Consider the following 26,373-nt stretch of genomic DNA (forward strand, 5'->3'; position numbering starts at 1 on the left):
TGTTCAGGAGTAGAACTGTGCTCACTCATCTCGATTCCCAAGGCCGCGCCAACATGGTCGATGTTACCGATAAAGCGGTAACGTCCCGTGAAGCCGTGGCTTGCGCGCTGGTGCGCATGCTGCCCACCACCTTGCAAATGATCACAAGCGGCGGCCATCCCAAGGGTGATGTGTTCGCCGTGGCCCGGATCGCAGGCATTCAGGCAGCGAAGAAAACCAGCGACCTGATTCCGCTCTGCCATCCGTTGATGCTGACCAGCGTCAAGGTCGAACTGGCCGCCGAAGGTGACGACACGGTTCGTATCATGGCGCGCTGCAAACTGGCGGGGCAGACCGGTGTCGAAATGGAAGCGTTGACGGCCGCCAGCGTCGCGGCGCTGACGATCTATGACATGTGCAAGGCGCTGGATCGCGGCATGGTCATCGAGTCGGTGCGTCTGCTGGAGAAGCTAGGTGGCAAGAGCGGTCACTTTGTCGCTGACGCTGGGGAGGCGGGTCAATGAGCGTGCAGGTCCAGTACTTTGCCCGTTATCGCGAAGCGTTAGGTCTGGACAGCGAGCGGGTCGAAGGTGACTTTGCGACGCTGGACGCCCTGCGTCAGCATTTGCTGCAGCGTGGCGAGGCCTGGCAGGTGCTGGGTGAACAGAACGTCATGTGCGCGCGCAATCAGGAACTGTGTCAGCTCGACGAGCCGATACAGGACGGCGATGAGGTCGCGTTCTTTCCGACCGTGACCGGAGGCTGATCATGGCGATTCGCGTGCAGTCGGCAGCGTTCGATCCGGGAACTGAAGTGAATGCACTGCATGCGGCCAATGTCGGCATTGGTGCAGTGGTGAGCTTTGTCGGTTACGTTCGGGACTTCAACGACGGTCGCGAAGTGTCCGGCATGTTTCTGGAGCACTATCCCGGCATGACTGAAAAGGCGTTGGCGAAGATCGTTGCCGAAGCCGAGCAGCGCTGGCCGTTACTCAGGCTCGATGTTCTGCATCGGGTCGGCGTGCTGGAGCCCGGAGAGCCGATCGTATTTGTCGGTGTCGCCAGCGCGCACCGCCAGGCTGCATTCGAGGCCTGCGACTTTGTCATGGACTACCTCAAGACCCGCGCGCCCTTCTGGAAGCGCGAGAACACCCCTGAAGGCCAGCGTTGGGTCGAAGGGCGCCACAGCGATCATCAGGCCGCTGACCGTTGGAAATGATCCAGGTTGAGCAGCAGGCTTGCAGCGGTGTTTGCGACCCATGGGTGAAGTTGGCGGGCTGACTTTGCAACTATCTGGAAAAACGCTGTCAAACGTGCCGGTCATGCCGCCCTCGGCAGGGCTCATTCAATTTTTCGTCCGCGTGCTGCTATCGGTTGATTGCGGCGTGAGGACCGTATGTCACGGCAACAAGCCCGGAGTATGGACGTGAAGAGACTGCAGCAGGTAGTGGCAACAGGGATGACAGCATTGACGCTGGCGCTGGTAGGGGGTTGTGCAACGGAGAGCTCCCGGGCTTTGCCGGTTGCCAAGGTCGAGAGTGCAAGCGTTGCCTACAGCGGGCTTCGTTACCCGGTTGCAGTGGGTAAGTTCGACAATCGCTCAAGCTATATGCGCGGGATCTTTTCCGACGGCGTCGACCGTCTCGGCGGCCAGGCCAAGACCATTCTGATCACGCACATGCAGCAGACCAATCGGTTCAATGTGCTGGATCGAGACAACATGGCAGAGATCAAGCAGGAAGCCACCATCAAGTCCACGGCCCAGCGTCTGAAAGGCGCCGACTACGTGGTGACGGGCGACGTGACCGAGTTCGGCCGCAAGGAGACCGGCGATCATCAACTGTTTGGCCTGCTGGGTCGCGGCAAGTCGCAGATCGCCTACGCAAAAGTGGCGCTGAACATCGTCAATATCAGCACTTCCGAAGTGGTCTTCTCGACGCAAGGCGCGGGCGAGTATGAGCTGTCCAACCGTGAAGTGATCGGTTTCGGTGGAACCGCCAGCTACGATTCGACACTCAATGGCAAGGTGCTGGACCTGGCCATGCGCGAAGCCGTCAACAACATGGTGCGTGCGCTGGACAGCGGCGCGTGGAAGCCAGTCGCCAACTGATGCGGTCAAAAAAGGGATTTGTAGTGTTTAGAAGTCATAACAGCAGTTCGTTGTGCGGTCTCGCAACGCTTGTCGTCGCTGGCGTGTTCATCACAGGTTGCGCCCCGCAACCGAAAACCCTGTACCAGTGGGGTAATTACCAGCCCGAAGTGTATGAGTATTTCAAGGGTGAATCCAAGGAAGCTCAGGTCGCGAAACTGGAAGAGGATCTGCAGAAGATCCGCGCCAGCGATGCCAACCCACCACCGGGCTATCACGCCCAACTGGGCATGCTCTACGGCAGCCTGGGCAAGGACGATCAGATGGTTCAGGAGTTGCGGACCGAAAAGGCGTTGTTTCCCGAGTCGGCTACTTACATGGACTTTCTGCTCAAGAACGCCAAGGCAGGAGCCGCCAAATGAAACTGAAAATAGCCATGGGCCTGATTGCGATGGCCTTGTTGTCGGGTTGCGCCACCCCGAAAACCGTTGACTACTCGGCCTTCAAGGAGAGCAAGCCACGTTCGATTCTGGTGCTGCCGCCGGTCAACGAGTCACCCGATATCAAGGCGACTTACAGCACGTTCTCGCAGGTGACTTATCCACTGGCAGAGTCCGGCTACTATGTCTTGCCCGTCGCGCTGGTCGACGAGACGTTTCGCAACAACGGCCTGACCGACGCCAATGACATTCAGGCCACCTCACCGGCCAAGCTGCGGGAGATCTTTGGCGCGGATGCGGCGCTGTACATCACGGTCAAGCAATACGGCACCAGCTACATCGTTATCAGCAGCCAGACCATCGTGACCGTCACGGCCAGGCTGGTGGATCTGCGTACCGGTGCTGCGTTGTGGACTGGCGCAGCGTCCGCGTCCAGCGACGAGGGTGGCAATAACAGCGGCGGTGGCCTGGTCGGCATGTTGGTTACCGCGGCGGTCAAGCAGATCATCAACAGCTCCACCGATGCCAGCCATCCGATTGCCGGGATTGCCAGCAACCGTCTGCTCTCGGCGGGACGCCCGGCCGGTCTGCTCTACGGTCCGCGTTCACCGAAGTACGGTTCTGACTGATACATCGTCGTTCCGATTCTTCAGCAGGCAAAAAAAAGCGCAACCCGTCACGGGTTGCGCTTTTTTATGGCCGCTTGCGGGGGTCAGGTCGTGCGACGTACGACGGCGCGCAGCAGCTCGGTCGGCGGCGTTTCGCAACTGATCTTGCGGCCCAGCTTTTCTTCGATAGCCGGCAACTGATAAGAGTCGTCTTCACCGGCAAAGCTGATCGACACGCCGTCTGCGCCCGCACGCCCCGTACGACCGATACGGTGTACGTAGTCGTCAGGCACTTCCGGCAGGGTGAAGTTGATCACGTGGCTGATGCCGTCGATGTGAATGCCGCGACCGGCCACATCTGTCGCCACCAGGACGCGGATCTTGCCTTCGCGGAAGCCTTCCAGCGTCTTGATCCGTTTGTGCTGGGGCACATCGCCTGACAGTTGCGCAGCGTTGACGCCGTCACGCACCAGGCGCTCTTCGATGCGTCGCACTTCGTCCTTGCGGTTGGCAAAGACCATGACGCGTTCCCAGCCGTTGTCGTTGACCAGGTTGTACAGCAGCTTGTACTTGTCGGCACCGGCCACGGCATAAATATGTTGTTCGACGTTGTCGCTCGCCACGTTCAACGACTCGATCTCGACGATGGACGGGTCCGTCGTCCATTGCTTGGCCAGGTTCATCACGTCTTCAGTGAAGGTGGCCGAGAACAGCAGGGTCTGGCGTTCACCCTTGTGCGGTGTCTGACGAATGATCTGACGCACCTGCGGGATGAAACCCATGTCCAGCATGCGGTCGGCTTCGTCCAGCACCATGACTTCGACCATGTCCAGGTGCACTTCGCCGCGCTGGTTGAAGTCCAGCAGACGACCCGGTGTGGCGACCAGAATGTCGCAGTGGCGCGCTTCAAGCTGCTTGAGCTGCTTGTCGAAATCCATCCCGCCGACGAACGTCATGACGTTCAGGTTGGTGTATTTGGTCAGGTCGGCAGCGTCCTTGGCGATCTGCACCACCAGTTCCCGGGTCGGCGCGATGATCAGCGCACGGGGCTCACCCATGTAGCGCTCGGCCGGTGGCGGGGTCTGGGTCAGTTGCTCGATGATCGAGATCAGGAACGCAGCGGTCTTGCCAGTGCCGGTCTGGGCGCGGCCAATGGCGTCCTTGCCCTTGAGGGTGTAACCCAATACGCCGGCCTGAATCGGCGTGCAGTAAGGGAAACCCAGGTCCTGAATGGCGTGCATCAGTTCCGGGGCAAGATTGAAATCGTGAAAACGGGTTTTGCCTTCCTGCGGTTCAACGACGAAATCTTCGAGCTTCCAGGCTGGCGCGGGCGGTTTGGCTACGCGCTCACGACGCGGGCGCTCGGCCTTGGGCTTGTCGGGACGCGGTGCTCGCGTGCTGGACGGCTCGGCGGGCTTGTCAGTCACTTGGTCAGGACGACCCTGGCTTTGGCCCTGGTTCTGGCTCTGCACGGGCACGACAGGGGCGGGGATGGGTGCTGCCGGAGCGGGCGCGAGTGGTTCGGCCTCGCTTTTACCGAACATCTTTTTGAGTGCTTTGAGCACGGTCATCTCGTCAATTGGTTAAGGAATGTACGCCGAGCAGTGTAAAGCAAGAACCGTGCTCGGCGTAGTGTCATCCGCAATGCGCTACAGATGCTCTCGGTCCAGAGCCTCGCGAATCGGATTTCAGCGAAGCTTTTCAGCCAGCCACACACCGATATCGTGAATTTCCTGCGGTAACACTTGATGCCCCATTGGGTATTCCTGCCATTGAACGGTGACACCTTGGGCTTTGAGGTGCTCGTAAGCGGTCCGGCCCATCACGTTATGTACCACTTCGTCATGCTGGCCGTGCAGGCAGTAGGCCGGAATGCGCTGCTGGCTGGCAGATAGGGTCATCTGATCGTTGAATGTAGGGGCATAAGTGGACAGGGCAAGCACCCCGCCAAGCGGTCCTTGCCAGCGTCGATAGCCGGTGTGTAACACCACCGCGCCGCCTTGGGAAAAGCCTGCCAGAAAAATCCGCGCAGGGTCGATGCCGCTGTCGCGCTGCTGCTCGATGAGGTCCAGCACCTGCTGGGCCGAGGCTTCCATCTCATCGTGGTCAATGGCGCGGGCCTCGCTGCTCATGGCTTTGATGTCATACCAGCTGGGCATTTGATAGCCACCATTGACCGTGACTGCGCGGGTTGGCGCCTGCGGTAACACGAATCGGGTGGTCAGCAATTGCTCTTGCAGGGCTTCGGCAACCGGCAGGAAGTCGTAGCGGTCGGCGCCCAGGCCGTGCAACCAGATGACGCACGCATCAGGGGTGCCTGATGGCTCAAGGATCAGGGGTTCGCTCATGACTGCTCCATTTTTGTGCGCTGGCGCTTTTTGGGCGCATTAATAAAGTGCGCAGCTTGTTTAAATATGAAAGAAGATGTCGCAAGGGTACAAGTTTTTGTCTTGACCTGCCGCGAATTCAGCTCAGTTGGCATGCTGGTACGGGCTTTGCTACAGGACGACTGGAGACTCAGTGCTCTCATCGTTCGGTAACACTATAAAGCTATTAGTTGTAACGGTCGAAAAGCTGCACGGAAGTCCATGCGACAGGTTTCTCGGCACGATTCAACCTGTACCGTTCGGGTTCGGGAAAACACGGGGCAACAGTCCTAGGGACCGTTTCGAATAATGAACACGCATGGCGAGATGATCTTGTACAGGTGGTTCATGATTCAGGTCCGGCGCGCATGACCCAAAAAAAAGCCAGCACGGGTCATTTATGCCTCACAAGGGTGCGACGCCACTGAAGCTCCCACACAACAAAGAGCAAACTGGAGATTTTGAATGAAGATGTTGAAATCCACCCTGGCGGTCGTAACAGCAGTAGCAGCACTTGGCGTGGCGGGGGCTGCGAACGCAGGTGCCACACTTGATGCTATCCAGAAGAAAGGGTTTGTTCAGTGCGGCGTCAGCGATGGCCTGCCAGGGTTTTCCGTTCCAGATGCTACCGGCAAGATCACTGGTATCGACGCTGACGTCTGCCGCGCAGTAGCCGCCGCAGTATTTGGCGACGCCACCAAGGTCAAGTTCAGCCAGCTGAACGCCAAAGAGCGTTTCACTGCACTGCAATCGGGCGAGATCGACATCCTTTCGCGTAACACCACCTGGACCAGCTCGCGCGATTCGGCCATGGGCCTTATGTTTGCTGGCGTGACTTACTACGACGGCATCGGCTTTCTGGTGAACAAGAAGCTGGGCGTTAACAGTGCCAAGGAACTGGACGGTGCAACCATCTGCATCCAGGCCGGTACCACCACCGAGCTGAACGTCTCTGACTACTTCCGTTCCAACAACCTGAAATACACCCCGATCACCTTCGACACCTCCGATGAAAGCGCCAAGTCGCTGGAAGGCGGCCGTTGCGACGTGCTGACTTCCGACCAGTCGCAGCTCTACGCACAGCGCAGCAAGCTGGCCAAGCCGGACGACTATGTCGTTCTGCCTGAAGTGATCTCCAAAGAGCCTCTGGGCCCTGTCGTGCGTAAAAACGATCCAGAGTGGTTCGCTATCGTCAAGTGGACCCTGTTCGCCATGCTCAACGCCGAGGAAGCCAAAATCACTTCCAAGAACGTCGAAGCTGAAGCCAAGGCGACCAAGAACCCTGACGTAGCCCGTATGCTCGGCGCAGACGGTACTTACGGCAAGGACCTGAACCTGCCGAAGGACTGGGTCGTGCAGATCGTCAAGCAAGTCGGTAACTACGGCGAAGTGTTCGAGCGCAACCTGGGCGAAGGCACCCCGCTGAAAATCAAGCGTGGCCAGAACGCTCTGTGGAATGCTGGCGGCATTCAGTACGCTCCACCTATTCGTTGATTGACCCGGCGCCCGACAGGCTTCCCAGCCTGTCGGGCGTTGTTCTGTTGGATTTTTCCTGGGGCCTTTCATGGAAAAGCAAATCGTCGCACCCAAGCAAAAGCTCTCTCTGAGCGATCCGAAAGTGCGCGCGTGGTTATTTCAGATCATCACTGTCGTGGCGGTGATCGCGTTTGGTTGGTTCATTTTCGACAACACCCAGACCAACCTGCAACACCGTGGTATTACCTCGGGGTTCGGCTTTCTTGAAAACAGTGCCGGTTTCGGCATTGCTCAGCACCTGATCGACTACAGCGAATCGGACACTTATGCTCGTGTGTTCGTCATCGGTTTGCTGAACACCCTGCTGGTATCGGTTATCGGTATTGTCCTGGCGACCTTGCTGGGCTTTGTCATTGGTGTCGCTCGCCTGTCTCCGAACTGGATGATCAGCAAGCTGGCAACCGTGTATGTCGAAGTCTTCCGCAACATTCCGCCACTGCTGCAAATCCTGTTCTGGTACACCGCCGTATTCCTCACGCTGCCCGGTCCGCGTCAGGCACACGGTTATCTGGACATGTTCTACGTCAGCAGTCGCGGGCTCAACATGCCCGGAGCAATGCCTGCCGAGGGCGCATGGGCATTCCTGATCAGTATCGTGGTCGCGGTGATCGCGGTTGTGATGATGGTGCGCTGGGCCAACAAGCGGTTCGAGGCGACCGGCGAGCCGTTTCACAAGTTCTGGGTGGGCCTCGCGCTGTTGCTGGTGATTCCAGGCTTGAGCACGCTGATCTTCGGCAGCCCGGTGCATTGGGAAGTGCCGCAGCTCAAAGGCTTCAACTTTGTTGGCGGCTGGGTGCTGATCCCGGAACTGATCTCCCTGACGCTGGCACTGACCATCTACACGGCGGCGTTCATCGCCGAGATCGTGCGTTCCGGTATCAAGTCGGTCAGCCACGGCCAGACCGAAGCCGCCCGCTCGCTGGGGCTGCGCCCTGGGCCGACGTTGCGCAAGGTCATCATTCCGCAGGCTCTGCGAGTGATCATTCCGCCGTTGACCAGTCAGTTCCTGAACCTGGCGAAGAACTCCTCGCTGGCCGCAGCCATTGGTTACCCGGAAATGGTTTCCCTGTTTGCCGGTACGGTGCTCAACCAGACCGGGCAGGCGATCGAAGTCATTGCCATCACCATGAGTGTGTACCTGGCGATCAGTATCAGCATTTCCCTGCTGATGAACTGGTACAACAAGCGCATTGCGCTGATCGAGCGGTGAGGAAAAGCGCATGACGACTCATACTTTCAAACCTGATATGCCACCACCGGGCAAAGTGTTCGGCCCGGTCGCGTGGATGCGGCAGAACCTGTTCTCCAGCTGGATCAACACCCTGCTGACCCTGTTGTCGCTCTATCTGATCTATCTGGTCGTTCCGCCGATTCTCAGTTGGGCCTTGCTGGACGCCAACTGGATCGGCACGACCAAGGAAGACTGCACCAAGGCGGGCGCCTGCTGGGTCTTCATCGAGCAGCGCTTCGGTCAGTTCATGTACGGCTACTTTCCCAATGAACTGCGCTGGAGGGTCGATCTGACCGCAATCCTGGCGATTGTCGGTGCTGCGCCGCTGTTCATTTCGAAGTTTCCGCGCAAGGCTGTGTACGGCGTCTCCTTTCTGGTGATCTACCCGATCGTTGCGTTCTACCTGCTGCACGGCGGCGCGTTTGGTCTGACTAACGTACCGACCAGCCAGTGGGGCGGTCTGATGCTGACCCTGGTGATTGCCACCGTGGGCATCGTCGGTGCCTTGCCGCTGGGTATTCTGCTGGCGCTAGGGCGTCGCTCCAACATGCCGGCTGTGCGTGTGGTGTGCGTGACGTTCATTGAGTTCTGGCGCGGCGTGCCGTTGATCACCGTTCTGTTCATGTCTTCGGTGATGCTGCCGTTGTTCATGCCTGAAGGGATGAACTTCGACAAACTGCTGCGGGCGCTGATCGGCGTCATTCTGTTCCAGTCGGCGTACATCGCCGAAGTGGTGCGCGGCGGTATGCAGGCCATTCCCAAGGGGCAGTACGAAGCCGCTGCCGCGATGGGCCTGGGCTACTGGCGCAGCATGGGGCTGGTCATCCTGCCGCAGGCGTTGAAGATGGTCATCCCCGGCATCGTCAACACCTTCATTGCCCTGTTCAAGGACACCAGCCTGGTGATCATCATCGGCCTGTTCGACCTGCTCAACAGCGTCAAGCAAGCCACTGCCGATCCGTCATGGCTCGGTATGGCCACAGAAGGCTATGTCTTCGCGGCCCTGGTGTTCTGGATCTTCTGTTTCGGTATGTCCCGCTATTCCATGCACTTGGAACGTAAGCTGGACACAGGCCACAAGCGTTAGGAGTTTTGACATGAGTGAAGTTATCACCAAGCCTCTGGGCGCTGAAGGCATGATCCGCATGGAGGGCGTCCACAAGTGGTACGGCCAGTTCCATGTGCTCAAGGACATCAACCTGAATGTGCGTCAGGGCGAGCGAATCGTATTGTGCGGCCCTTCGGGTTCGGGCAAATCGACCACCATTCGCTGCCTGAACCGTCTGGAAGAGCACCAGCAGGGCCGCATCATCGTTGATGGCACGGAGCTGACGTCTGACCTGAAGCAGATCGAAACCATTCGCCGTGAAGTCGGCATGGTGTTCCAGCACTTCAACCTGTTCCCGCACCTGACCATCTTGCAGAACTGCACGCTGGCGCCGATGTGGGTGCGCAAGATGCCGAAGAAGAAAGCCGAAGAAATCGCCATGCATTACCTGGAACGCGTACGCATTCCAGAGCAGGCGCATAAATTTCCGGGCCAGCTCTCCGGCGGTCAGCAGCAGCGTGTGGCGATTGCCCGTGCGCTGTGCATGAAGCCAAAAATCATGCTGTTCGACGAGCCGACCTCGGCACTCGATCCGGAAATGGTCAAGGAAGTACTCGACACCATGGTGGGCCTGGCAGAAGAAGGCATGACCATGCTCTGTGTGACCCACGAGATGGGCTTTGCCCGCACCGTGGCGAACCGGGTGATCTTCATGGACAAGGGTGAAATCGTCGAACAGGCCGCGCCTAACGACTTCTTCGACAACCCGCAAAGCGACCGTACCAAGCTGTTCCTCAGTCAGATCATTCACTGAGTTCACAGCCGTCACACAGAAAACCGGGCCTTGCGCCCGGTTTTTTCGTATCGGGTGCAGGCATCGCGTTTGTATGCAATCTCGCCTGAACCTTGTATTCCCTATCATTCTCCAACAGGATACTTGCCCCCTGAAACGGGTCGACACACCTGATTGCCGAGAAATTGATGACTGCCAAGGCTCAACCAAGCCCCCACGCTGCTGCTGCCCCGACTGACCCGATTCTCAAGCGCCCCTGGCTGTTACTGCTGGGCCTGGTGCTGGTCGCCCTCAATTTGCGCCCCGCGTTGTCGAGCATTGCGCCGCTGCTCAATAATGTTTCCGACAGCCTGGGCATGTCCGCTGCCGAAGCGGGTTTACTGACCACCTTGCCGGTGTTGTGCCTGGGCCTGTTCGCGCCGCTGGCACCGATTCTGGCGCGTCGTTTCGGCAGTGAGCGCGTGGTGCTGGTGATTCTGCTGATGCTGGCGTCGGGGCTGGCCGTGCGCAGCCTGTTCGGTGAGTTCGGCCTGTTTACCGGCAGCCTGATGGCAGGTGCGAGCATCGGCATCATTGGTGTGCTGCTGCCGGGCATTGTCAAACGCGACTTTCCGAAACAGGCAGGCGCCATGACGGGCGTGTACACCATGGCGTTGTGTCTGGGCGCAGCGATTGCGGCAGGATCGACGGTGCCATTGAGTCAGTATTTCGGCGACAGCTGGCAGATCGGTCTGGGTTTCTGGTTGATCCCGGCCGTGATCGCGGCGCTGTTCTGGTTGCCACAGGCCCGGGAAAAACACGGCACGCATCGCGACGTTTATCGGGTCAAAGGTTTGCTGCGTGACCGACTGGCCTGGCAGGTGACGCTGTACATGGGCCTGCAATCATCGCTGTCTTACATTGTATTTGGCTGGTTGCCGTCGATTCTGATCGGCCGCGGCATGACCCCGACCCAGGCTGGACTGCTGCTGTCGGGTTCGATCATCGTGCAGGTTATCAGCGCGTTGAGCGCACCCTGGCTAGCGACCCGCGGCAAGGACCAGCGTCTGGCGATCATGCTGGTCATGTCGCTGACCCTTACCGGTTTGTTCGGTTGCCTGTATGCACCGCTTGAAGGGCTGTGGGGCTGGGCGATTCTGTTGGGCCTGGGGCAGGGTGGTACGTTCAGCCTGGCGTTGGCGTTGATCGTCTTGCGCTCGCGTGACTCCCATGTTGCCTCGAACCTGTCGAGCATGGCGCAGGGTTTTGGTTACACCATCGCCTCGATGGGGCCGTTTGCGGTCGGCATCGTGCATGATGTGACGGGTAACTGGAATGCGATTGGCTGGATTTTCGCCGTGCTGGGTCTCGGCGCGATGATCGCAGGCATGGGCGCGGGTCGCTCGTTGTACGTGCAGGTAAGCAGCGAGAAGGCTCAGTAACCGCATTTGTATGCTAAATGTTGGTAGCTCCCGGCGCGTTTGCCGCTTATCGTGCACGCATCTTTTGCCAAGGGATCTGCACGCATGAGTTACGAAGAAGACAGTCAGGCCAATAGCGCGCTCATCACCCGCTTTTATGAGGCGTTCGCTCAACTGGATGCCGAGGCCATGAGCGCCTGCTATACCGAAGACGTGCTGTTCAGCGATCCGGTGTTTGGCGAGCTACGTGGCAGTCATGCCCGCGATATGTGGCGCATGCTGACCTCGCGTGCCAAGAACTTCTCGGTGGTGTTCGATCAGGTACGTGCCGATGATCGCTCCGGCACCGCCCATTGGGTTGCCACCTACCTGTTCAGCCAGACCGGGCGCACGGTGGTCAACGACATACAGGCGCGCTTTGTCTTTCGCGACGGCCTGATTTGCGAACACCACGATCATTTCGACCTGTGGCGTTGGTCGCGTCAGGCACTGGGTGCCAAAGGCCTGCTGCTGGGCTGGACACCGGTGGTGCAAAACGCCATTCGCGGTCAGGCGCAGAAGGGGCTCAAAACCTATACCGAGAGCCGCCGTGCCTGATCCAGGTGCAATGGCTGCTCAAGCGCCCGGCAAACCGTGGTTTGTTTATCTGGTGCGCGCTGCCAACGGTTCGTTGTACTGCGGCATCAGTGATGACCCTGATCGACGTTTTGCCGCTCATCAGAGCGGCAAGGGCGCGCGCTTCTTTTGTTGCAGCCCGGCAGTGGCGCTGGTGTATGTCGAGCAGCACGTCAGCAAGGGTGAAGCGTTGCGCCATGAGCGGCTGATCAAGAAGCTGCGCAAAACGGCCAAAGAAGTACTGGCTGCCAGTTACAAGGGCGAGCCCGTGCGCGTGTCGATCCATGAGCGTGATGTCGTGTCATCCAGTTGAGGCCGTAGGCTGTCAGGGGGTAGCGGGGTAAGCTGTCTGCTTTCCACGTGCCTTGAGGCTGAACATGTCCGAGTTGATTCTCCACCATTACCCCACCTCGTTGTTTGCCGAAAAAGCCCGTCTGATGCTGGGTTTCAAGGGCCTCTCATGGCGCTCGGTGACCATTCCCTCGATCATGCCCAAGCCTGACCTGACTGCGCTGACAGGCGGTTATCGCAAGACGCCGGTGTTGCAGGTTGGTGCAGATATCTACTGCGATACGGCCTTGATGGCGCGGCGGCTCGAGCAGGAAAAGGCCTCGCCGACGTTCTACCCGCAAGGACAGGAATTCACCGTGGCCAGTTTTGCCGCCTGGGCCGACTCGGTCATGTTCATGCATGCCGTCAGCCTGGTGTTCCAGCCTGAATCAATGGCCGTGCGCTTTGCCAAGGTGCCGCCGGAAGCTGCCAAGGCCTTCGTGGCGGACCGTTCCGCGCTCTTCAATGGTGGCAATGCCTCCCGCCTTCCCGCTGAACAGGCCAGGCATCAATGGCCTGCGTTTATGGCGCGACTGGAGCTGCAACTGTCGCGCAACGGTGACTTCCTGTTTGGCGCGCCGTCCATCGCTGATTTCAGCGTAGCGCACACTTTGTGGTTCCTTAAGCAGACGCCGGTGACAGCGCCCTTTGTGGATAACTATCCAGAGGTCAGCGTATGGCTTGGTCGTGTGCTGGGCTTCGGCCACGGCGCGCACAGCGACCTGAGTTCAGCCGAGGCCATCGAGATCGCCCGAAACGCCACGCCAGCGCCGCTGCCTGAAGAAACCTTTGCTGATGCCAATGGTTTCAAGGCTGGCGATCAGGTGGCGATATCGGCGATGGATTACGGTGTGGATGCCGTTGAGGGGGCACTGGTGTTTGTCGGGAGTGAAGAACTGATCCTGCGCCGCGAGGATGATCGGGCCGGTGTGGTCCATGTGCATTTCCCCAGGCTTGGGTTTGTGATTAATGCGCTGTAAATAGGTCGCGAGCGCCTTGCCGGGCGCCAGGGTCGAAGCACTCACCGATTGGGTCCGATCAACTTGACTCTTGGTTCAAACGATTATTAGCTTTGGTCAATCCCCCTCAAGGACGAGGGGCGTGCCGTTCTATACTTTTCAGTGTAGGGATACGCGGCCGCATGGGGTCGTTATTGAGAAGGGAGTCCGGTAATGGATGCAAATAGCTGGAAAACAGGTCGCGACGGCCCGTTGTTTTATGTGGACTATTACCTGGGCGACGAGGGTTATACGGGTAACGAGTACCCGTCATTGATAATCGACGGCGTGGTCCGCACGGCCCGCTTGTCCGATGATCGGAAGACGTTGAGAGCCTCGATATCTGTCGCCGATGTTCACACCCTTAGACACGTTGCGACGCCCAAGGTTTTTTTAGCGTCCAGCCGGGCCTCAAGCAATCCTCATCCCCACATGCAAGCGCCCCGCAGTTCGACCGGGCTTATGGCACCAGATCCTGTTTCGTCAGGGCGATACGGGGTTGTTCGTCAGGATTACGATTACGGCGACGAGGCCCTGACATTGCCGGGTATCGACGCCAGGGTGGAACTGCGGGCAGCCGTTTACCTCCCGGATACCGAAACCCCGACACCCCACCCGGTTGTCGTGTTTTTGCACGGAAGGCATCACCCATGCTTGGGAAACACCGGTTCAACGGGCTACAGTTGGCCATGCAAGGCAGATGAACACGCTTGTCCCAACCATGAGGGCTACGACACGATTGCATTGGCACTTGCCAGTCAAGGCTATGCCGTTGTCTCGATATCCGCCAATGGGATCTACCCGGTCGATGCCAACGGTGCCATTGCGTTAGGGAGCACGTTGCGCGGGCATCTGGTGCTTGCCCATCTTGAGCTGTTGGCTCGCGCGAACAAAGGCGAGTATCCGCAGCTGTCGCAACTGTCCGGCAGGCTTGATCTGAACAACATCGGCCTTGTGGGGCATTCTCGTGGTGGAGAGGGCATTGCCAGGGCCATCACGCTGAACAGGCTGCTGGATAAAGGCTTTGGGCTTCGGGCCGCTTTATTCATGGGCAGCACGGCGCGCGAAGGTATTGCGATCCCCGACGTACACACGGCGACTGTTCTGCCGTTTCTGGACGGCGATGTTCTGGATTTGACGGGGCAGGGATTTTCCGATCTGTCCCGCTATGCGTTCGACGACGATGTGCTGCACAGCACGGTCCTTATGCTGGGTGCCAATCATAATTACTTTAATCATGTCTGGTCTCCGGGATTCCAGGCCGGCGCAGATGATGCGGTTAAAACGTGGGGAAACATCGATCTCCCGAGGCTTGATCAGACGCAACAACGCCTCCTGGCTTCTTTCTATATCACGGGTTTTTTTCGCCTGACGCTGGGAGGTGAATTGACCTACCTGAAGCTGTTTGACGGTTCGCCTGTGACCGTGCCCGGATTGCCGGAGGCTGAAGTCAGAAGCGCAGCGCATTTTCCCTCCTCGGATCGCTACACGGTCCAGAGTTTTGAAACGCTTTATGCTGAAGGCGCGTCATCGACTTCTGATCCGTGGGCCTGGACGGTCACGGAAGGGCTGGGCGTCATGTGTCAGAAATCATCGTTCAATAGTGAGCTGCGTTATGCCCACAGCGGCTATCACGGGTTTTTGAATCTTAAAAGCGAACACCCTTTGTCTCCCGCCGAACTTGAACTGCGCCCTGTTGACGCACAGCGCTCGATAGACAGATCGTCGTACAGCCACTTGAGCTTTCACGTGGCCCATCTGTTGAGTGAGAACACTGACGCAACCGTTGAACTGCAGGTGACTTTGAACGGTAACCGTCTGAACCTCAATCGACAGGTCGTCGATCTGTGGCCCATTCCTGAAATCATCCCGGGTCTGGGGACGCTCCTCAAACAGCAGGTCATCGTACCGCTGTCCGACTTCTCTTCCAGTCCTTCAGGCCCACTTGATGCGCTGTCATTCACACTGCCGTGTGGTGGCTCTGTCTACTTGTCCGACATCGCGTTCGTGACGCCTTCTCTGGGACGCTGTCAGTCACTCTCGCTGCCCTTCGTCCATGTCGAAGATATTCATGTCGAACCGACGGGCATGGAGCAGGTGCTGGAGATTGGCATCACATTGTCGCAGGCCACGAGCCGGAAAGTTTCGCTGCGGGTGTACACGCTCATTGTGCATACCACCGAGGGCATCATGCGACTTGACGCCTCCACGGTATTCGAGCCGGGCATGCAGTCGACCTCGGTCAGGTTTGTGATTCCGGCAGGAGGCTTCAAGGGTGAGTTCCTCGACACTGGACGGTTCGTCTCTGTCATCGAAGTCAGGGCGCTGTCCAATGCCTTGTTCGGGCGTGAGCGTGCACTGCTGACAACTCCGCGGCTTTGAGCAGGCGCTGAACGCAAAGCAGTCAGCGCGTCGATTACTTCAGGGCGGCCAGTATCTGATCCGGACTGAAACCACGGATCAGCGTGCCGTTGACATCGATCAGCGGGATGCCGCGTCCGCCCAGCGCTTCATACGCTTTGCGGCCTTCCTCGGACTTCTCGATATCGTATTCCCGATAGGCAATGCCCTTGCTGTCGAGGAAGCGGCGGGTCTGCTTGCAGTAGCCGCACCATTGGGTCGCGTACATCACCACCTTTGCCTGGCTGTAGTTTTGCGCAACGCTGGCGGGCGGAGGGTTGACGAAGTTCTCGATTTTTCCCCAGTTCTGATAGATCACCACGACCAGCATGATCAGGGCGAACTTTTTGAGCGTGCGCATCAGCATGTGGGTTACCGCCGCTTCAACTGATCGGTCAATTGGGTCGGCAGGCCCTTGATGATCAAGGTGCCAGCGGTTTCGTCGTACTCGATCTTGTCGCCTAGCAGATGAGCTTCAAAACTGATCGACAAGCCCTCTGCACGGCCTGTGAAGCGGCGGAACTGATTGAGGGTGCGTTTATCCGCCGGAATTTCCGGCGACAGGCCGTAGTCCTTGTTGCGGATGTGGTCGTAGAAAGCGCGTGGACGTTCTTCATCGATCAGTTCGGACAACTCTTCAAGGCCCATAGGCTCGCCCATCTTGCTCTGGCTGCTGGCGTAATCGACCAGGGTCTTGGTTTTCTCGCGTGCCGACTCTTCGGGCAGGTCCTCGCTCTCGACGAAATCGCTGAAGGCCTTGAGCAAGGTGCGGGTTTCGCCAGGACCGTCGACACCTTCCTGGCAACCGATGAAGTCGCGGAAGTACTCCGAGACCTTCTTGCCATTCTTGCCCTTGATGAACGAGATGTACTGCTTGGACTGCTTGTTGTTCTGCCATTCCGAGATGTTGATCCGCGCCGCGAGGTGCAACTGACCCAGATCCAGATGGCGTGAAGGGGTCACGTCCAGCTCGGCGTTCACGGCCACGCCTTCGCTGTGGTGCAGCAGGGCGATGGCCATGTAGTCGGTCATGCCTTGCTGGTAGTGGGCGAACAGAACGTGGCCGCCGACCGACAGGTTGGACTCCTCCATCAGCTTTTGCAGATGCTCGACCGCAACGCGGGAGAACGCCGTGAAGTCCTTGCCGCCGTCCAGGTATTCCTTCAGCCAGCCGCTGAAAGGATGCGCGCCGGACTCGGGATGGAACAGTCCCCACGCCTTGCCTTGTTTGGCGTTGTAGTTCTCGTTGAGGTCAGCCAGCATGTTCTCGATGGCCTGTGACTCAGCGAGTTCGGAGTCGCGTGCATGGAGAACAGCGGGCGTACCGTCGGGTTTTTTGTCGATCAGGTGGACGATGCAATGACGGATCGGCATGGGCTTCTCGGCTGGAAAAAGGTGAAGAGCGTGCAGCTCGTTGCAAGGCCGTCAGTGTAACGCAGGCGTGCCCGCAATGGCCCTGAGGCGGCTGGTTTTCGCCCGCAGAACCGGGCTGTTGGTTAAATTTTGTGCAATTGCTGTTAAAACCTGACCAAAAGGATAGGTAGAGGCGGATATTTACCCGGCTCTGTGCTAGTTTTGCGCGGTCTTGCGCACCTTAGCGCGTCAAGCATGCAGTTTGTGCACGCGTAGGCCGAACCATTACCCGGTTTCAGTATCTACATTTCGCGATTAATCGTGGCTGCTAGCGGGGGGCCAGGTTCATTGCCTGGCTACTGGCCGACGTTGCGCTCTGCAATCCAAATGAATTTGATAGGGAAGGAACACCACCATGGCTCTTACTAAAGACCAATTGATCGCCGATATCGCTGAAGCTATCGACGCGCCAAAAACCACCGCGCGTAATGCTCTTGAGCAATTGGGCCAGATCGTTGCCGACCAATTGGAAAACGGTGCAGAAATCACTCTGCCAGGCATTGGTAAGCTGAAAGTGACCGAGCGTCCAGCTCGCACTGGCCGCAACCCTTCGACTGGCGCAGCCATCGAAATCGCTGCCAAGAAAGTCGTCAAGTTCGTACCAGCCAAAGTGCTGACCGACTCGATCAACAAGTAAGCGCCCGCTTGCTGTTGAAAAGCCGTGCACCGGATTACCGGGCACGGCTTTTTTGTGGGCGGGTGAAATGTAATGATCGTACCTGCATTCTGCGTAGTCATGCCGCCCGTGACACTCGGTGTCACAGCGGGTTCAGGCTGCGGACTCAGTAAGCTGAGCGCACGGCTCACGTCACCTTTTCGCCCCTCGGCGACTTACTTTGACGGAGCAAAGTAAGCAAACTCCCAGCTCCGGTTCCGGCCCCGGCTTCGCCGGGGTTCCTTCGTCCTGACACTGATTCGGGGGTCGCCGCAACGGGCCATCCATGGCCCAATGCGGCTCAATCGGCATCCATGCCGATTGCCCCCCGAATCAGCGCCAGAACTCAGCCTTCACCCGCGTCGCGATCGGCGGTGTACTCACCATCGCGTTAGAAAAGCGGCCCGGCGCTGTCTCCTTGTAGGGCGTTAACCTGACCTGATCGTCACAAAAGACCCCGCAGATAGACAACTATCGGGTAGTCGAATGCCGCCACGCGTCTTGCTGCGCCTTGTCCAGAAACGTCCAGGCCACAAAGCGGCTCTGCTTTTGCCCCTGACCCATCTCCACCACTTTGACCTCCAGCGCCCCGGCTTTCTTGAGAGCGCTTTGAATCGGCGGCAGGTTGGACGCTTTGGAGACCAGGGTGCTGAACCACAGCACCTGGTTCGGCACGTGTGCGCTTTCCTGTATCAGTTGCGTCACAAAGCCGATCTCGCCGCCTTCGCACCACAGCTCCTGAGATTGCCCGCCAAAATTGAGCACCGGCAGTTTGCGTTTCGGGTCGGCCTTGCCCAGAGCACGCCACTTGCGCTGGCTACCCCGCTGGGCTTCCTCCAGCGACGCGTGGAAGGGCGGATTGCACAGGCTCACCTCGAAGCGTTCGCTGCTGTCGAGCAACCCCGACAGGATGTGCTTGCGATTGGCCTGCAGGCGCACGCTGATGGCCTTATGCAGGTTGTTGGCCTTTACGAGGGTGTTTGCTGCGGCAATCGCCGTGCTGTCGATCTCCGAGCCCACGAAGTGCCAGCCATAGTCGCTGTGCCCCAGCAACGGGTAAATGCAGTTGGCACCGGTCCCGATGTCCAGCGCCTTCACGGACGCGCCCCGGGGGATCACGCCGTTGTTGCCCTCGGCCAGCAGGTCCGCCAGAAAATGCAGATAATCCGCACGTCCCGGAATCGGTGGGCACAGGTAATCGGCCGGGATGTCCCAGTGGGCGATGCCGTAGAACGCCTTGAGCAGTGCGCGGTTGAACACCCGCACCGCCTGCGGGTTGGCGAAGTCGATGCTTTCCTTGCCGTAGGGATTGAGGATCACGAACTTCGCCAGTTCCGGGCTGGACTTGATCAACGTGGGAAAGTCGTAATGGCCCTGATGCCGATTGCGCGGGTGCAACGTGGCTTTCTCGCGGGGCGGCGCTGGCTTGACGTTGCGCTGAGGTTTTTTGCGGGGCGGTTTGGGTGTGTCGGTCATGGGTATGATTTCAGCCGTTGTGTCGCGTTAGCGGGCCTATTCGCGAGCAAGCTCGTGCCCACGGTCCTGTACGTGCTGTGTCAGAAGCAGGGGGTAGTTCCTGCAGTCGCTCAGCATGGGCCCAGTGGCAGCTTGTTCGCGAATAGGTCAGCGTTTATCGATGCAAAATAAACAGCCAGCCCACGAACGGGCTGGCTGTTGTCGTTCGCCTTACAGGCTGGCGATACGAGCGTGTTGCTCAGCCAGTTTGCCCAGGGCCTGTTCGGCTTCGGTCAGTTTGGCGCGCTCCTTGGCAATGACTTCCGGTGGAGCCTTGTCGACGAAGGCTGCGTTGGACAGCTTGCCGCCCACGCGTTGCACTTCGCCTTGCAGGCGCTGGATTTCCTTATCCAGACGCGCAAGCTCCGCGCCCTTGTCGATCAGCCCGGCCATTGGCACGAGCACTTCCATGTCGCCCACCAGTGCAGTCGCAGACAGTGGCGCTTCGGCACCGTCGGTCAGTACGGTCATGGATTCCAGCTTGGCCAGTTTCTTGAGCAGATAATCGTTTTCGCTCAGGCGGCGCTGGTCTTCGGCCGTAACGTTCTTGAGGAACAACTGCAAGGGTTTGCCCGGGCCGATGTTCATTTCCCCACGAATGTTGCGTACCGCCAGCATCAGGCCCTTGAGCCATTCGATGTCGTCTTCGGCGGCCTGATCGATGCGTGCTTCGTTGGCCACTGGCCACGCTTGCAGCATGATGGTCTTGCCCTGGATGCCTGCCAGCGGCGCGAGGCGCTGCCAGATTTCTTCGGTGATGAACGGCATGAACGGATGCGCCAGACGCAGCGCGACTTCCAGTACACGCACCAGCGTGCGACGTGTGCCGCGCTGGCGCTCGACCGGTGCGGTCTCGTCCCACAGCACCGGCTTGGACAGCTCCAGGTACCAGTCGCAATACTGGTTCCAGATGAACTCGTACAGCGCCTGCGCAGCCAGGTCGAAGCGGAACTGCTCCAGTTGACGGGTCACTTCGGCTTCGGTGCGTTGCAGCTGCGAGATGATCCAGCGATCCGCCAGGGACAGCTCGACGGCTTCACCGTTCTGGCCGCAGTCCTCGCCCTTGTCGAGCACATAGCGCGCCGCGTTCCAGATCTTGTTGCAGAAATTGCGATAGCCTTCGACGCGGCCCATGTCGAACTTGATGTCGCGACCGGTGGACGCCAGCGAACAGAACGTGAAGCGCAAGGCGTCTGTGCCGTAGCTGGCGATGCCGTCGGCGAATTCCTGACGGGTCTGCTTCTCGATCTTCTTGGCCAGTTGCGGCTGCATCAGACCGCTGGTGCGTTTCTGTACCAGGGTTTCCAGGTCGATGCCGTCGACGATGTCCAGCGGGTCCAGCACGTTGCCTTTGGACTTGGACATCTTCTGGCCTTGGCCATCGCGCACCAGGCCGTGTACATACACCGTCTTGAACGGCACTTGTGGTGTGCCGTCTTCATTTTTCACCAGGTGCATGGTGAGCATGATCATCCGGGCGACCCAGAAGAAGATGATGTCGAAGCCGGTGACCAGCACGTCGGTGGAGTGGAACGTTTTCAGCGCTTCGGTCTTTTCCGGCCAGCCGAGTGTGGAGAAGGTCCACAGGCCCGAACTGAACCAGGTATCGAGTACGTCGTTGTCCTGTTGCAGCGCAACGTCCGGCCCCAGATTGTGCTTGGCGCGCACTTCGGCTTCGTCGCGACCGACATAGACCTTGCCCGACTCGTCGTACCAGGCGGGAATGCGATGGCCCCACCAGAGTTGACGGCTGATGCACCAGTCCTGGATGTCACGCATCCACGAGAAGTACATGTTTTCGTATTGCTTGGGCACGAAGGCGATGCGGCCGTCTTCGACAGCGGCGATGGCAGGTTCTGCCAGCGGCTTGGTGGAGACGTACCACTGGTCGGTCAGCCACGGCTCGATGATGGTGCCGGAACGGTCGCCTTTCGGTACTTTCAGGGCGTGATCGTCGACGCTGACCAGCAGGCCGGCGGCGTCGAAGGCGGCCACGATGCGCTTGCGGGCTTCAAAGCGATCAAGACCTGCGTACTCGGCAGGCAGGGTGCCGTCGACGGTGTCGTTCAGCGTGCCGTCGAGGTTGAACACCTGAGCGGCTGGCAGCACGGCAGCGTTCTTGTCGAAAATATTCAGCAGCGGCAGGTTATGACGCTTGCCGACTTCATAGTCGTTGAAGTCGTGGGCCGGGGTGATCTTGACGCAGCCGGTGCCGAATTCAGGGTCGCAATAGTCGTCGGCAATGATCGGGATGCGACGACCCACCAGCGGCAGCTCGACAAACTTGCCGATCAGCGCCTGGTAGCGCTCGTCTTGCGGGTTCACCGCCACCGCAGCATCACCGAGCATGGTTTCCGGGCGCGTGGTGGCAACGATGAGATAATCCAGGCCTTCAGCGGTTTTCGCGCCGTCTGCCAATGGATAGCGCAGGTTCCAGAGGTGACCCTTCTCGTCGTGGTTTTCCACTTCAAGGTCGGAGATGGCCGTGTGCAGCTTGGTGTCCCAGTTCACCAGGCGCTTGCCGCGGTAAATCAGGCCGTCTTCATGCAGGCGTACAAAGGCTTCTTTCACGGCGTCGGACAGGCCGTCGTCCATGGTGAAGCGCTCGCGGCTCCAGTCGACTGACGAGCCGAGACGACGAATCTGACGGCTGATGTTGCCACCGGACTCGGCTTTCCATTCCCAGACCTTGTCCAGAAACTTCTCGCGGCCCAACTCGTGACGGTCCAGGCCCTGCGCTTCAAGACGACGCTCCACCAGCATCTGCGTGGCGATACCCGCATGGTCGGTGCCCGGCTGCCACAGGGTGTTGCGACCCTGCATGCGACGGAAACGGATCAGGGCGTCCATGATCGCGTTGTTGAAGCCGTGGCCCATGTGCAGGCTGCCGGTGACGTTCGGCGGCGGGATCATGATGGTGTACGAGTCACCCGCGCCTTGAGGGGCGAAATAATTCTCTGACTCCCAGGTCTGGTACCAGGAAGTTTCGATGGCGTGCGGCTGGTAAGTCTTGTCCATGCGCGGCGGGAACCTGTGGCATTGATTCGGAAACCGGCAAGTATAGCCCTGTGGGCAAGTGACAAGCCATAAGCGCCGGGCCACAAGTTGACCGCATACCTCGCAGATCTGCCAGTGTGCGGTGAATGGGCGAGGGCAGATAATTCGGTTTTCAACCGCTGATCACAGGGTGGATGCCGCGATGAACGATACATCTGGAGCCAGGGCCGTGCTGCGTCGATATCGCTATGACGCGCTGGATCGCCTGGCTGGCGTCAAGACCGGGGCAGACGACTCGGCGTCACGCTTCTATCAAGTGAACCGGTTGAGTGTTGAGGTACAAGGTTCAGAGCATCGTCGGGTGTTTCAGTGCGAGGGCCAGTTGCTGGCCGAGCACGGCACAGAAGGTTCTTCCGCCCGAATGGACTTGCTGGGCACCGACCTGCAGCGCAGCGTGCTGCACAGCGTGGGCTCGCAGGCGCGGCAGCCAACTGCTTATAGTCCTTATGGTCACCGCTCGCAGGGCGTCACGTTTCTGGGGTTTAACGGCGAGCCCCCGGATAGCGTGACCGGGCATTATTTGCTGGGTAATGGTTTGCGTGCGTTCAACCCGGTGCTGATGCGGTTTAACCAGCCCGATAATCTGAGCCCGTTTGGACAGGGCGGTTTGAATACGTATGCCTATTGCATGGGGGATCCGGTTAATAGGAGGGATCCGAGTGGGCATATTCCGGTAGCGGCGACTCTTTCGAAGGTTTTTACTCTTCAAGATCTGCCAAACGAAATACTGGAACAGGTATTCAAACACCTGCCCGGAAAAGATTTGTTAAGTATAAGCAGAACGTCTACCCGGATGGATCAGATTGCATCGAACGTTTCAAAAGCGCCAAAAATCGATATTGAAGACCCCAAGGCACTATTGAAAATCCAACGCGATCTGAACGGAGAGACGGGTTTATCGCCCGCTGGGCTCAAGGACGACGACTTCTATAGAGCGCGCATTGCACGGGCCGCGATCAGTCGTGAGAAGGCGATGATGGATAAAGTTGAACATCTCGACGCGCAAAGAAAAACATATACTGAGAGCGTGATGGGCAGACGCGCTAATCCCATCGAATTTAACTCGTGGATCAAGCAAAATCGGGCTGCGTACGCGGGGTCTCCTGAGGAGCTGCAGGACATTGCTGTGATATCAACCCGCTACAATGAGTTGGTGTCAGAACAGTCAAAAGTGCTGCAGCAACACTCTACATCGATTAATTTGGCGAGAAATATACGCTCTATGCTTAATACTCGCTAGGAGAGCATCTACACGCCAAGCCGTTCATCTTACTTCTGCTGCTGCGCCAGCAATCGCTCCAGCCTGGCCTCCAGCCGCCGTTTGATCTCGGTCTCGATGTGCGGCGCGAAGTCGTCGATCACGTCCTGCAGGATCAACTGCGCTGCGGCGCGAAGTTCTGCGTCCAGGTGCAGCAAGGCATCCGGGTTGGGCAGCGCCTCGACAGGCGCAGGTGCCTGAAGCAGTGGCGCGGCCGGCTGCTCGGCCACCACGGGTACTTCCGGCGTCAGCGTGGGGATCTGTGCTTCGTCGAATTCGTCGTCATGGGGGGTATGAGTCCTGTTACCGACCACGTCGAACAGCAGTGGAATCTGTCCTTCACGGTGCACAGTGTCGGTCAGCAGCGGTGGCTGCAAGGAGTCGTCGCCGAGCAGTTGGCGGATCGATTCGAGATCGTCCAGCAAGTGCGCGGATTCAGCTTTTTTTGAAGTATCCATCGTGTCCTCAAAGACGCTGCAATCGGTGATCCTGCGGAGGATAGCCTTGTTCGCGGTAAGAACGGAAACTCTCGCGCGCGGCGAGACGTATGGCCGGGTCTTCGACAACCACCTCCGCCACGCGGGCGAAACGTTTGAAGAAGGCCGGAATACGCAGGTCCAGATTGACCAGCAGGTCTTCATGCCGGCCTGCGTCATCACCAAGGCCCAGCACGACCGGTGCATCATGGTCGCTCTCGGCATCGCCGTGCGGCAGGAAAACTTCGCCACGGAAACGCCACAGACGAGCGTCGAGGTCTTCGCGCTGCTCGGCATCGCTGCAGTGCAGGTAGACCTTATGGCCCAGCCGCCAGGCTTTTTCCGTGAGCTTGCAGGCAAAGTCCAGTCGCGCTGAAGGATCGGCGCTGGGAAGAATGTAGAAATCGACTTGGGTCATATTCGTTCAGGCAGCCAGGGCGTATCGATCAGTGATCGGCACGCCCTGCGCTTTCCTCAGGCTCCCGCGCGGTCGAGCAGGTACTGGGTCAACAGCGGAACGGGACGCCCGGTGGCACCTTTTTCCTTGCCGCCGCTCAGCCAGGCAGTACCGGCGATGTCCAGGTGAGCCCAGTCGTAGGCCTTGGTGAAGCGCGACAGGAAGCAGGCTGCGGTGATGGTGCCGCCTTTCGGACCGCCGATGTTGGCGATGTCGGCAAACGGGCTGTCCAGTTGTTCCTGGTACTCGTCGAACAACGGCAATTGCCAGGCGCGGTCATCAGCCAGTTTGCCCGCGTCGAGCAGTTGGTTGATCAGCGCGTCGTTGTTGCCCAGAAGGCCGGTGGTGTGACCGCCCAGTGCAACCACGCAGGCGCCGGTCAGGGTTGCGATGTCGATCACGGCCTGCGGCTTGAAGCGTTCGGCGTAGGTCAGCGCGTCACACAACACCAGACGGCCTTCGGCGTCGGTGTTGAGAATTTCGACAGTCTGGCCGCTCATGGTGGTCACGATGTCGCCCGGACGGGTCGCGGTGCCGCTCGGCATGTTCTCGGCGCAGGCCAGGATGCACACCAGGTTGATCGGCAGCTTCAGTTCAAGCACTGCACGCAGGGTGCCGAATACACTGGCTGCGCCACACATGTCGAACTTCATCTCGTCCATGCCGGCGGCGGGCTTGATGCTGATGCCGCCAGTGTCGAAGGTGATGCCTTTACCCACGAGCACGAACGGCTGCTCGCTTTTCTTGCCGCCCTGGTAGTTCATGACGATCAGGCGTGGTGGCTGGGCGCTGCCTTGTGCCACGGCCAGGAAGGAACCCATGCCCAGTTCGGCGAGCTTCTTCTCGTCGTGGACTTCCACTTTCAGGTTTTTGTGCGCCTTGCCCAGCGCCTTGGCTTCTTCGCCCAGGTAAGTCGGGTGGCAGATGTTCGGCGGCAGGTTGCCCAGATCGCGGGTCAGCGCCATGCCGGTGGCGATGGCCTGGGCGTGGGTGGCTGCGCGCTCGACGTCGGCGACGCTGACCTTGGCGGTCAGCAGGGTGATTTTCTTCAGGGCGCGGGCTTCGGCTTTCTGGGTCTTGAAGCGGTCGAACACATATTCGCCGTCGGCCAGGGCCTCGACCAGCAGGCGGGCCTTGCCGTAGGTGTCGCGATGCTTGACCGCCAGATCGTCCAGTACGAGGGTCGCATCGGTGCCGCCAAGGCCTTTGAGGGTCGACAGGACGCCCGCAACGATCTTCTTGAGTTGGCGATCGGACAATTCGGCTTCTTTACCGACGCCAACCAGCAACACGCGCTCGGCTTTGAGGTTGGGCAGGTTGTGCAGCAGCAGGCTCTGGCCGACCTTGCCCGCCAGGTCGCCGCGCTTGAGGACGGCTGCGATGGCTCCACCGCTGAGGGTATCGATGCTTTGCGCAGCGCTCCCCAGCACACGGTTTTCACTCACGGTGACGACCAGTGTTGCGGTTTTCAGGGTTTCCGGGCTTACGCTTTTAACAACCAATTCCATGTGGGGTCCTCGATTGAACGATGAGATTCGCAATACGAATGATGAACGCGGCATGACTGCGGTCTTTTCAAGGACGATGCCTGCGATAAGCCTCGCAGTTTGACCCCGGCGCATGACGGATGACAACCCCACTGAGACGCTTGTGGCCAACGGGTTTGTGAACTATCCCGAGTGCGCAGTGACAGAAACACTCAATCACAGG

At 59.0% G+C, this 26,373-nt stretch carries 26 protein-coding genes; 17 read left to right on the forward strand and 9 right to left on the reverse strand.

The genetic code is table 11. The annotated features are described in order from the left end of the window. Positions 1–17: 17 nt before the first annotated feature. From moaC to BUB69_RS05980, 6 genes are all read left to right on the forward strand, one after another. Positions 18–503, forward strand: coding sequence for a cyclic pyranopterin monophosphate synthase MoaC (moaC, locus tag BUB69_RS05955; protein WP_073163389.1), 486 nt, complete (start codon positions 18–20; stop codon positions 501–503). Beyond that, on the forward strand, positions 500–745 hold the full coding sequence (gene moaD, locus BUB69_RS05960) for a molybdopterin converting factor subunit 1 (protein WP_024686407.1): 246 nt from the start codon (positions 500–502) through the stop codon (positions 743–745). The genes moaC and moaD overlap by 4 nt, the downstream gene beginning before the upstream one ends. 2 nt (positions 746–747) lie before the next feature. Then, positions 748–1,197, forward strand: a complete 450-nt coding sequence (moaE, locus tag BUB69_RS05965) for a molybdopterin synthase catalytic subunit MoaE (protein ID WP_073163391.1) — start codon at positions 748–750, stop codon at positions 1,195–1,197. 201 nt (positions 1,198–1,398) lie between these two features. After that, on the forward strand, positions 1,399–2,088 hold the full coding sequence (locus BUB69_RS05970; RefSeq protein ID WP_425439352.1) for a CsgG/HfaB family protein: 690 nt from the start codon (positions 1,399–1,401) through the stop codon (positions 2,086–2,088). Further along, a complete protein-coding gene (locus BUB69_RS05975; protein ID WP_175561662.1) occupies positions 2,088–2,489 on the forward strand; it encodes a DUF4810 domain-containing protein in 402 nt (133 codons plus the stop codon). Before BUB69_RS05970 ends, BUB69_RS05975 begins: the two co-directional genes overlap by 1 nt. Next, positions 2,486–3,136 carry a DUF799 domain-containing protein gene (locus BUB69_RS05980; RefSeq protein ID WP_073163393.1) on the forward strand — a complete coding sequence of 217 codons (651 nt, stop codon included), beginning with the start codon at positions 2,486–2,488 and terminating at the stop codon, positions 3,134–3,136. Before BUB69_RS05975 ends, BUB69_RS05980 begins: the two co-directional genes overlap by 4 nt. 83 nt (positions 3,137–3,219) lie before the next feature. Here BUB69_RS05980 and rhlB read toward each other — a convergent pair whose 3' ends face one another. Both rhlB and BUB69_RS05990 read right to left on the reverse strand, forming a co-directional pair. Beyond that, positions 3,220–4,686 carry an ATP-dependent RNA helicase RhlB gene (gene rhlB, locus BUB69_RS05985; RefSeq protein ID WP_084537056.1) on the reverse strand — a complete coding sequence of 489 codons (1,467 nt, stop codon included), beginning with the start codon at positions 4,684–4,686 and terminating at the stop codon, positions 3,220–3,222. A 117-nt stretch (positions 4,687–4,803) separates the two neighbouring features. Continuing rightward, the gene (locus tag BUB69_RS05990; RefSeq protein WP_073163395.1) at positions 4,804–5,463 is read right to left on the reverse strand and encodes an alpha/beta hydrolase; all 660 of its coding nucleotides are present in this window, start codon (positions 5,461–5,463) and stop codon (positions 4,804–4,806) included. Between the two features lie 483 nt (positions 5,464–5,946). Here BUB69_RS05990 and BUB69_RS05995 point away from each other — a divergent pair, with 483 nt between their 5' ends. From BUB69_RS05995 to BUB69_RS06040, 9 genes are all read left to right on the forward strand, one after another. Next, positions 5,947–6,975, forward strand: coding sequence for an amino acid ABC transporter substrate-binding protein (locus BUB69_RS05995; protein ID WP_073163399.1), 1,029 nt, complete (start codon positions 5,947–5,949; stop codon positions 6,973–6,975). Between the two features lie 70 nt (positions 6,976–7,045). After that, positions 7,046–8,227: an amino acid ABC transporter permease gene (locus tag BUB69_RS06000; RefSeq protein WP_073163401.1), complete on the forward strand. Its 1,182-nt coding sequence runs from the start codon at positions 7,046–7,048 to the stop codon at positions 8,225–8,227. 10 nt (positions 8,228–8,237) lie between these two features. Then, entirely contained in the window at positions 8,238–9,335 is a 1,098-nt protein-coding gene (locus BUB69_RS06005; protein ID WP_073163404.1) for an amino acid ABC transporter permease, read from the forward strand. A 10-nt stretch (positions 9,336–9,345) separates the two neighbouring features. Next, positions 9,346–10,110, forward strand: a complete 765-nt coding sequence (locus BUB69_RS06010) for an amino acid ABC transporter ATP-binding protein (RefSeq protein ID WP_004886196.1) — start codon at positions 9,346–9,348, stop codon at positions 10,108–10,110. A gap of 167 nt (positions 10,111–10,277) precedes the next feature. Beyond that, on the forward strand, positions 10,278–11,510 hold the full coding sequence (locus BUB69_RS06020; RefSeq protein WP_073163407.1) for a CynX/NimT family MFS transporter: 1,233 nt from the start codon (positions 10,278–10,280) through the stop codon (positions 11,508–11,510). 84 nt (positions 11,511–11,594) lie between these two features. Further along, a complete protein-coding gene (locus BUB69_RS06025) occupies positions 11,595–12,086 on the forward strand; it encodes a nuclear transport factor 2 family protein (RefSeq protein WP_073163409.1) in 492 nt (163 codons plus the stop codon). Positions 12,087–12,096: 10 nt separating this feature from the next. After that, positions 12,097–12,417 carry a GIY-YIG nuclease family protein gene (locus tag BUB69_RS06030; protein ID WP_073163411.1) on the forward strand — a complete coding sequence of 107 codons (321 nt, stop codon included), beginning with the start codon at positions 12,097–12,099 and terminating at the stop codon, positions 12,415–12,417. A gap of 64 nt (positions 12,418–12,481) precedes the next feature. Continuing rightward, on the forward strand, positions 12,482–13,414 hold the full coding sequence (locus BUB69_RS06035) for a glutathione S-transferase family protein (RefSeq protein ID WP_073163413.1): 933 nt from the start codon (positions 12,482–12,484) through the stop codon (positions 13,412–13,414). Positions 13,415–13,606: 192 nt separating this feature from the next. Continuing rightward, on the forward strand, positions 13,607–15,814 hold the full coding sequence (locus BUB69_RS06040; protein WP_141121824.1) for an alpha/beta hydrolase: 2,208 nt from the start codon (positions 13,607–13,609) through the stop codon (positions 15,812–15,814). Positions 15,815–15,848: 34 nt separating this feature from the next. Here the strand turns inward: BUB69_RS06040 and BUB69_RS06045 are convergent, their stop codons facing one another. Beyond that, the gene (locus BUB69_RS06045; RefSeq protein ID WP_073163417.1) at positions 15,849–16,199 is read right to left on the reverse strand and encodes a glutaredoxin family protein; all 351 of its coding nucleotides are present in this window, start codon (positions 16,197–16,199) and stop codon (positions 15,849–15,851) included. A 5-nt stretch (positions 16,200–16,204) separates the two neighbouring features. After that, a complete protein-coding gene (yejK, locus tag BUB69_RS06050) occupies positions 16,205–17,206 on the reverse strand; it encodes a nucleoid-associated protein YejK (RefSeq protein ID WP_073163419.1) in 1,002 nt (333 codons plus the stop codon). Positions 17,207–17,600: 394 nt separating this feature from the next. On the opposite strand from yejK, the gene BUB69_RS06055 reads away from it, so the two are divergent. After that, positions 17,601–17,882, forward strand: a complete 282-nt coding sequence (locus BUB69_RS06055) for an HU family DNA-binding protein (protein ID WP_004882926.1) — start codon at positions 17,601–17,603, stop codon at positions 17,880–17,882. 489 nt (positions 17,883–18,371) lie between these two features. Here the strand turns inward: BUB69_RS06055 and rlmF are convergent, their stop codons facing one another. Further along, positions 18,372–19,376 carry a 23S rRNA (adenine(1618)-N(6))-methyltransferase RlmF gene (rlmF, locus tag BUB69_RS06060; protein ID WP_073163421.1) on the reverse strand — a complete coding sequence of 335 codons (1,005 nt, stop codon included), beginning with the start codon at positions 19,374–19,376 and terminating at the stop codon, positions 18,372–18,374. Between the two features lie 210 nt (positions 19,377–19,586). Continuing rightward, complete coding sequence (locus BUB69_RS06065; protein WP_073163424.1) at positions 19,587–22,433, reverse strand: valine--tRNA ligase; 2,847 nt, start codon at positions 22,431–22,433, stop codon at positions 19,587–19,589. Positions 22,434–22,614: 181 nt separating this feature from the next. Between BUB69_RS06065 and BUB69_RS06070 the strand changes: the two genes are divergently transcribed. Beyond that, complete coding sequence (locus tag BUB69_RS06070) at positions 22,615–23,712, forward strand: RHS repeat-associated core domain-containing protein (RefSeq protein ID WP_073163426.1); 1,098 nt, start codon at positions 22,615–22,617, stop codon at positions 23,710–23,712. 29 nt (positions 23,713–23,741) lie between these two features. Here the strand turns inward: BUB69_RS06070 and BUB69_RS06075 are convergent, their stop codons facing one another. Genes BUB69_RS06075 through BUB69_RS06085 form a run of 3 tightly spaced genes read right to left on the reverse strand, consistent with a single transcriptional unit; the run spans position 23,742 to position 26,171 of the window. Continuing rightward, the gene (locus BUB69_RS06075; protein ID WP_073163428.1) at positions 23,742–24,188 is read right to left on the reverse strand and encodes a DNA polymerase III subunit chi; all 447 of its coding nucleotides are present in this window, start codon (positions 24,186–24,188) and stop codon (positions 23,742–23,744) included. A gap of 7 nt (positions 24,189–24,195) precedes the next feature. Further along, positions 24,196–24,624: a DNA polymerase III subunit chi gene (locus tag BUB69_RS06080; protein ID WP_073163430.1), complete on the reverse strand. Its 429-nt coding sequence runs from the start codon at positions 24,622–24,624 to the stop codon at positions 24,196–24,198. A 56-nt stretch (positions 24,625–24,680) separates the two neighbouring features. Beyond that, positions 24,681–26,171, reverse strand: a complete 1,491-nt coding sequence (locus BUB69_RS06085) for a leucyl aminopeptidase (RefSeq protein ID WP_073163433.1) — start codon at positions 26,169–26,171, stop codon at positions 24,681–24,683. Positions 26,172–26,373 lie beyond the last annotated feature (202 nt).

The organism is Pseudomonas asturiensis (genome assembly GCF_900143095.1).
Lineage (GTDB): Bacteria > Pseudomonadota > Gammaproteobacteria > Pseudomonadales > Pseudomonadaceae > Aquipseudomonas > Aquipseudomonas asturiensis.

Coding starts and splice junctions, on each gene's coding strand:
- moaD (WP_024686407.1), top strand. CDS start 500: ATGAGCGTGCAGGTCCAGTACTTTGCCCGTTATCGCGAAGCGTTAGGT.
- moaE (WP_073163391.1), top strand. CDS start 748: ATGGCGATTCGCGTGCAGTCGGCAGCGTTCGATCCGGGAACTGAAGTG.
- BUB69_RS05970 (WP_425439352.1), top strand. CDS start 1,399: ATGGACGTGAAGAGACTGCAGCAGGTAGTGGCAACAGGGATGACAGCA.
- BUB69_RS05975 (WP_175561662.1), top strand. CDS start 2,088: ATGCGGTCAAAAAAGGGATTTGTAGTGTTTAGAAGTCATAACAGCAGT.
- BUB69_RS05980 (WP_073163393.1), top strand. CDS start 2,486: ATGAAACTGAAAATAGCCATGGGCCTGATTGCGATGGCCTTGTTGTCG.
- rhlB (WP_084537056.1), bottom strand. CDS start 4,686: ATGACCGTGCTCAAAGCACTCAAAAAGATGTTCGGTAAAAGCGAGGCC.
- BUB69_RS05990 (WP_073163395.1), bottom strand. CDS start 5,463: ATGAGCGAACCCCTGATCCTTGAGCCATCAGGCACCCCTGATGCGTGC.
- BUB69_RS05995 (WP_073163399.1), top strand. CDS start 5,947: ATGAAGATGTTGAAATCCACCCTGGCGGTCGTAACAGCAGTAGCAGCA.
- BUB69_RS06000 (WP_073163401.1), top strand. CDS start 7,046: ATGGAAAAGCAAATCGTCGCACCCAAGCAAAAGCTCTCTCTGAGCGAT.
- BUB69_RS06005 (WP_073163404.1), top strand. CDS start 8,238: ATGACGACTCATACTTTCAAACCTGATATGCCACCACCGGGCAAAGTG.
- BUB69_RS06010 (WP_004886196.1), top strand. CDS start 9,346: ATGAGTGAAGTTATCACCAAGCCTCTGGGCGCTGAAGGCATGATCCGC.
- BUB69_RS06020 (WP_073163407.1), top strand. CDS start 10,278: ATGACTGCCAAGGCTCAACCAAGCCCCCACGCTGCTGCTGCCCCGACT.
- BUB69_RS06025 (WP_073163409.1), top strand. CDS start 11,595: ATGAGTTACGAAGAAGACAGTCAGGCCAATAGCGCGCTCATCACCCGC.
- BUB69_RS06030 (WP_073163411.1), top strand. CDS start 12,097: ATGGCTGCTCAAGCGCCCGGCAAACCGTGGTTTGTTTATCTGGTGCGC.
- BUB69_RS06035 (WP_073163413.1), top strand. CDS start 12,482: ATGTCCGAGTTGATTCTCCACCATTACCCCACCTCGTTGTTTGCCGAA.
- BUB69_RS06040 (WP_141121824.1), top strand. CDS start 13,607: ATGGATGCAAATAGCTGGAAAACAGGTCGCGACGGCCCGTTGTTTTAT.
- BUB69_RS06045 (WP_073163417.1), bottom strand. CDS start 16,199: ATGCTGATGCGCACGCTCAAAAAGTTCGCCCTGATCATGCTGGTCGTG.
- yejK (WP_073163419.1), bottom strand. CDS start 17,206: ATGCCGATCCGTCATTGCATCGTCCACCTGATCGACAAAAAACCCGAC.
- BUB69_RS06055 (WP_004882926.1), top strand. CDS start 17,601: ATGGCTCTTACTAAAGACCAATTGATCGCCGATATCGCTGAAGCTATC.
- rlmF (WP_073163421.1), bottom strand. CDS start 19,376: ATGACCGACACACCCAAACCGCCCCGCAAAAAACCTCAGCGCAACGTC.
- BUB69_RS06065 (WP_073163424.1), bottom strand. CDS start 22,433: ATGGACAAGACTTACCAGCCGCACGCCATCGAAACTTCCTGGTACCAG.
- BUB69_RS06070 (WP_073163426.1), top strand. CDS start 22,615: ATGAACGATACATCTGGAGCCAGGGCCGTGCTGCGTCGATATCGCTAT.
- BUB69_RS06075 (WP_073163428.1), bottom strand. CDS start 24,188: ATGGATACTTCAAAAAAAGCTGAATCCGCGCACTTGCTGGACGATCTC.
- BUB69_RS06080 (WP_073163430.1), bottom strand. CDS start 24,624: ATGACCCAAGTCGATTTCTACATTCTTCCCAGCGCCGATCCTTCAGCG.
- BUB69_RS06085 (WP_073163433.1), bottom strand. CDS start 26,171: ATGGAATTGGTTGTTAAAAGCGTAAGCCCGGAAACCCTGAAAACCGCA.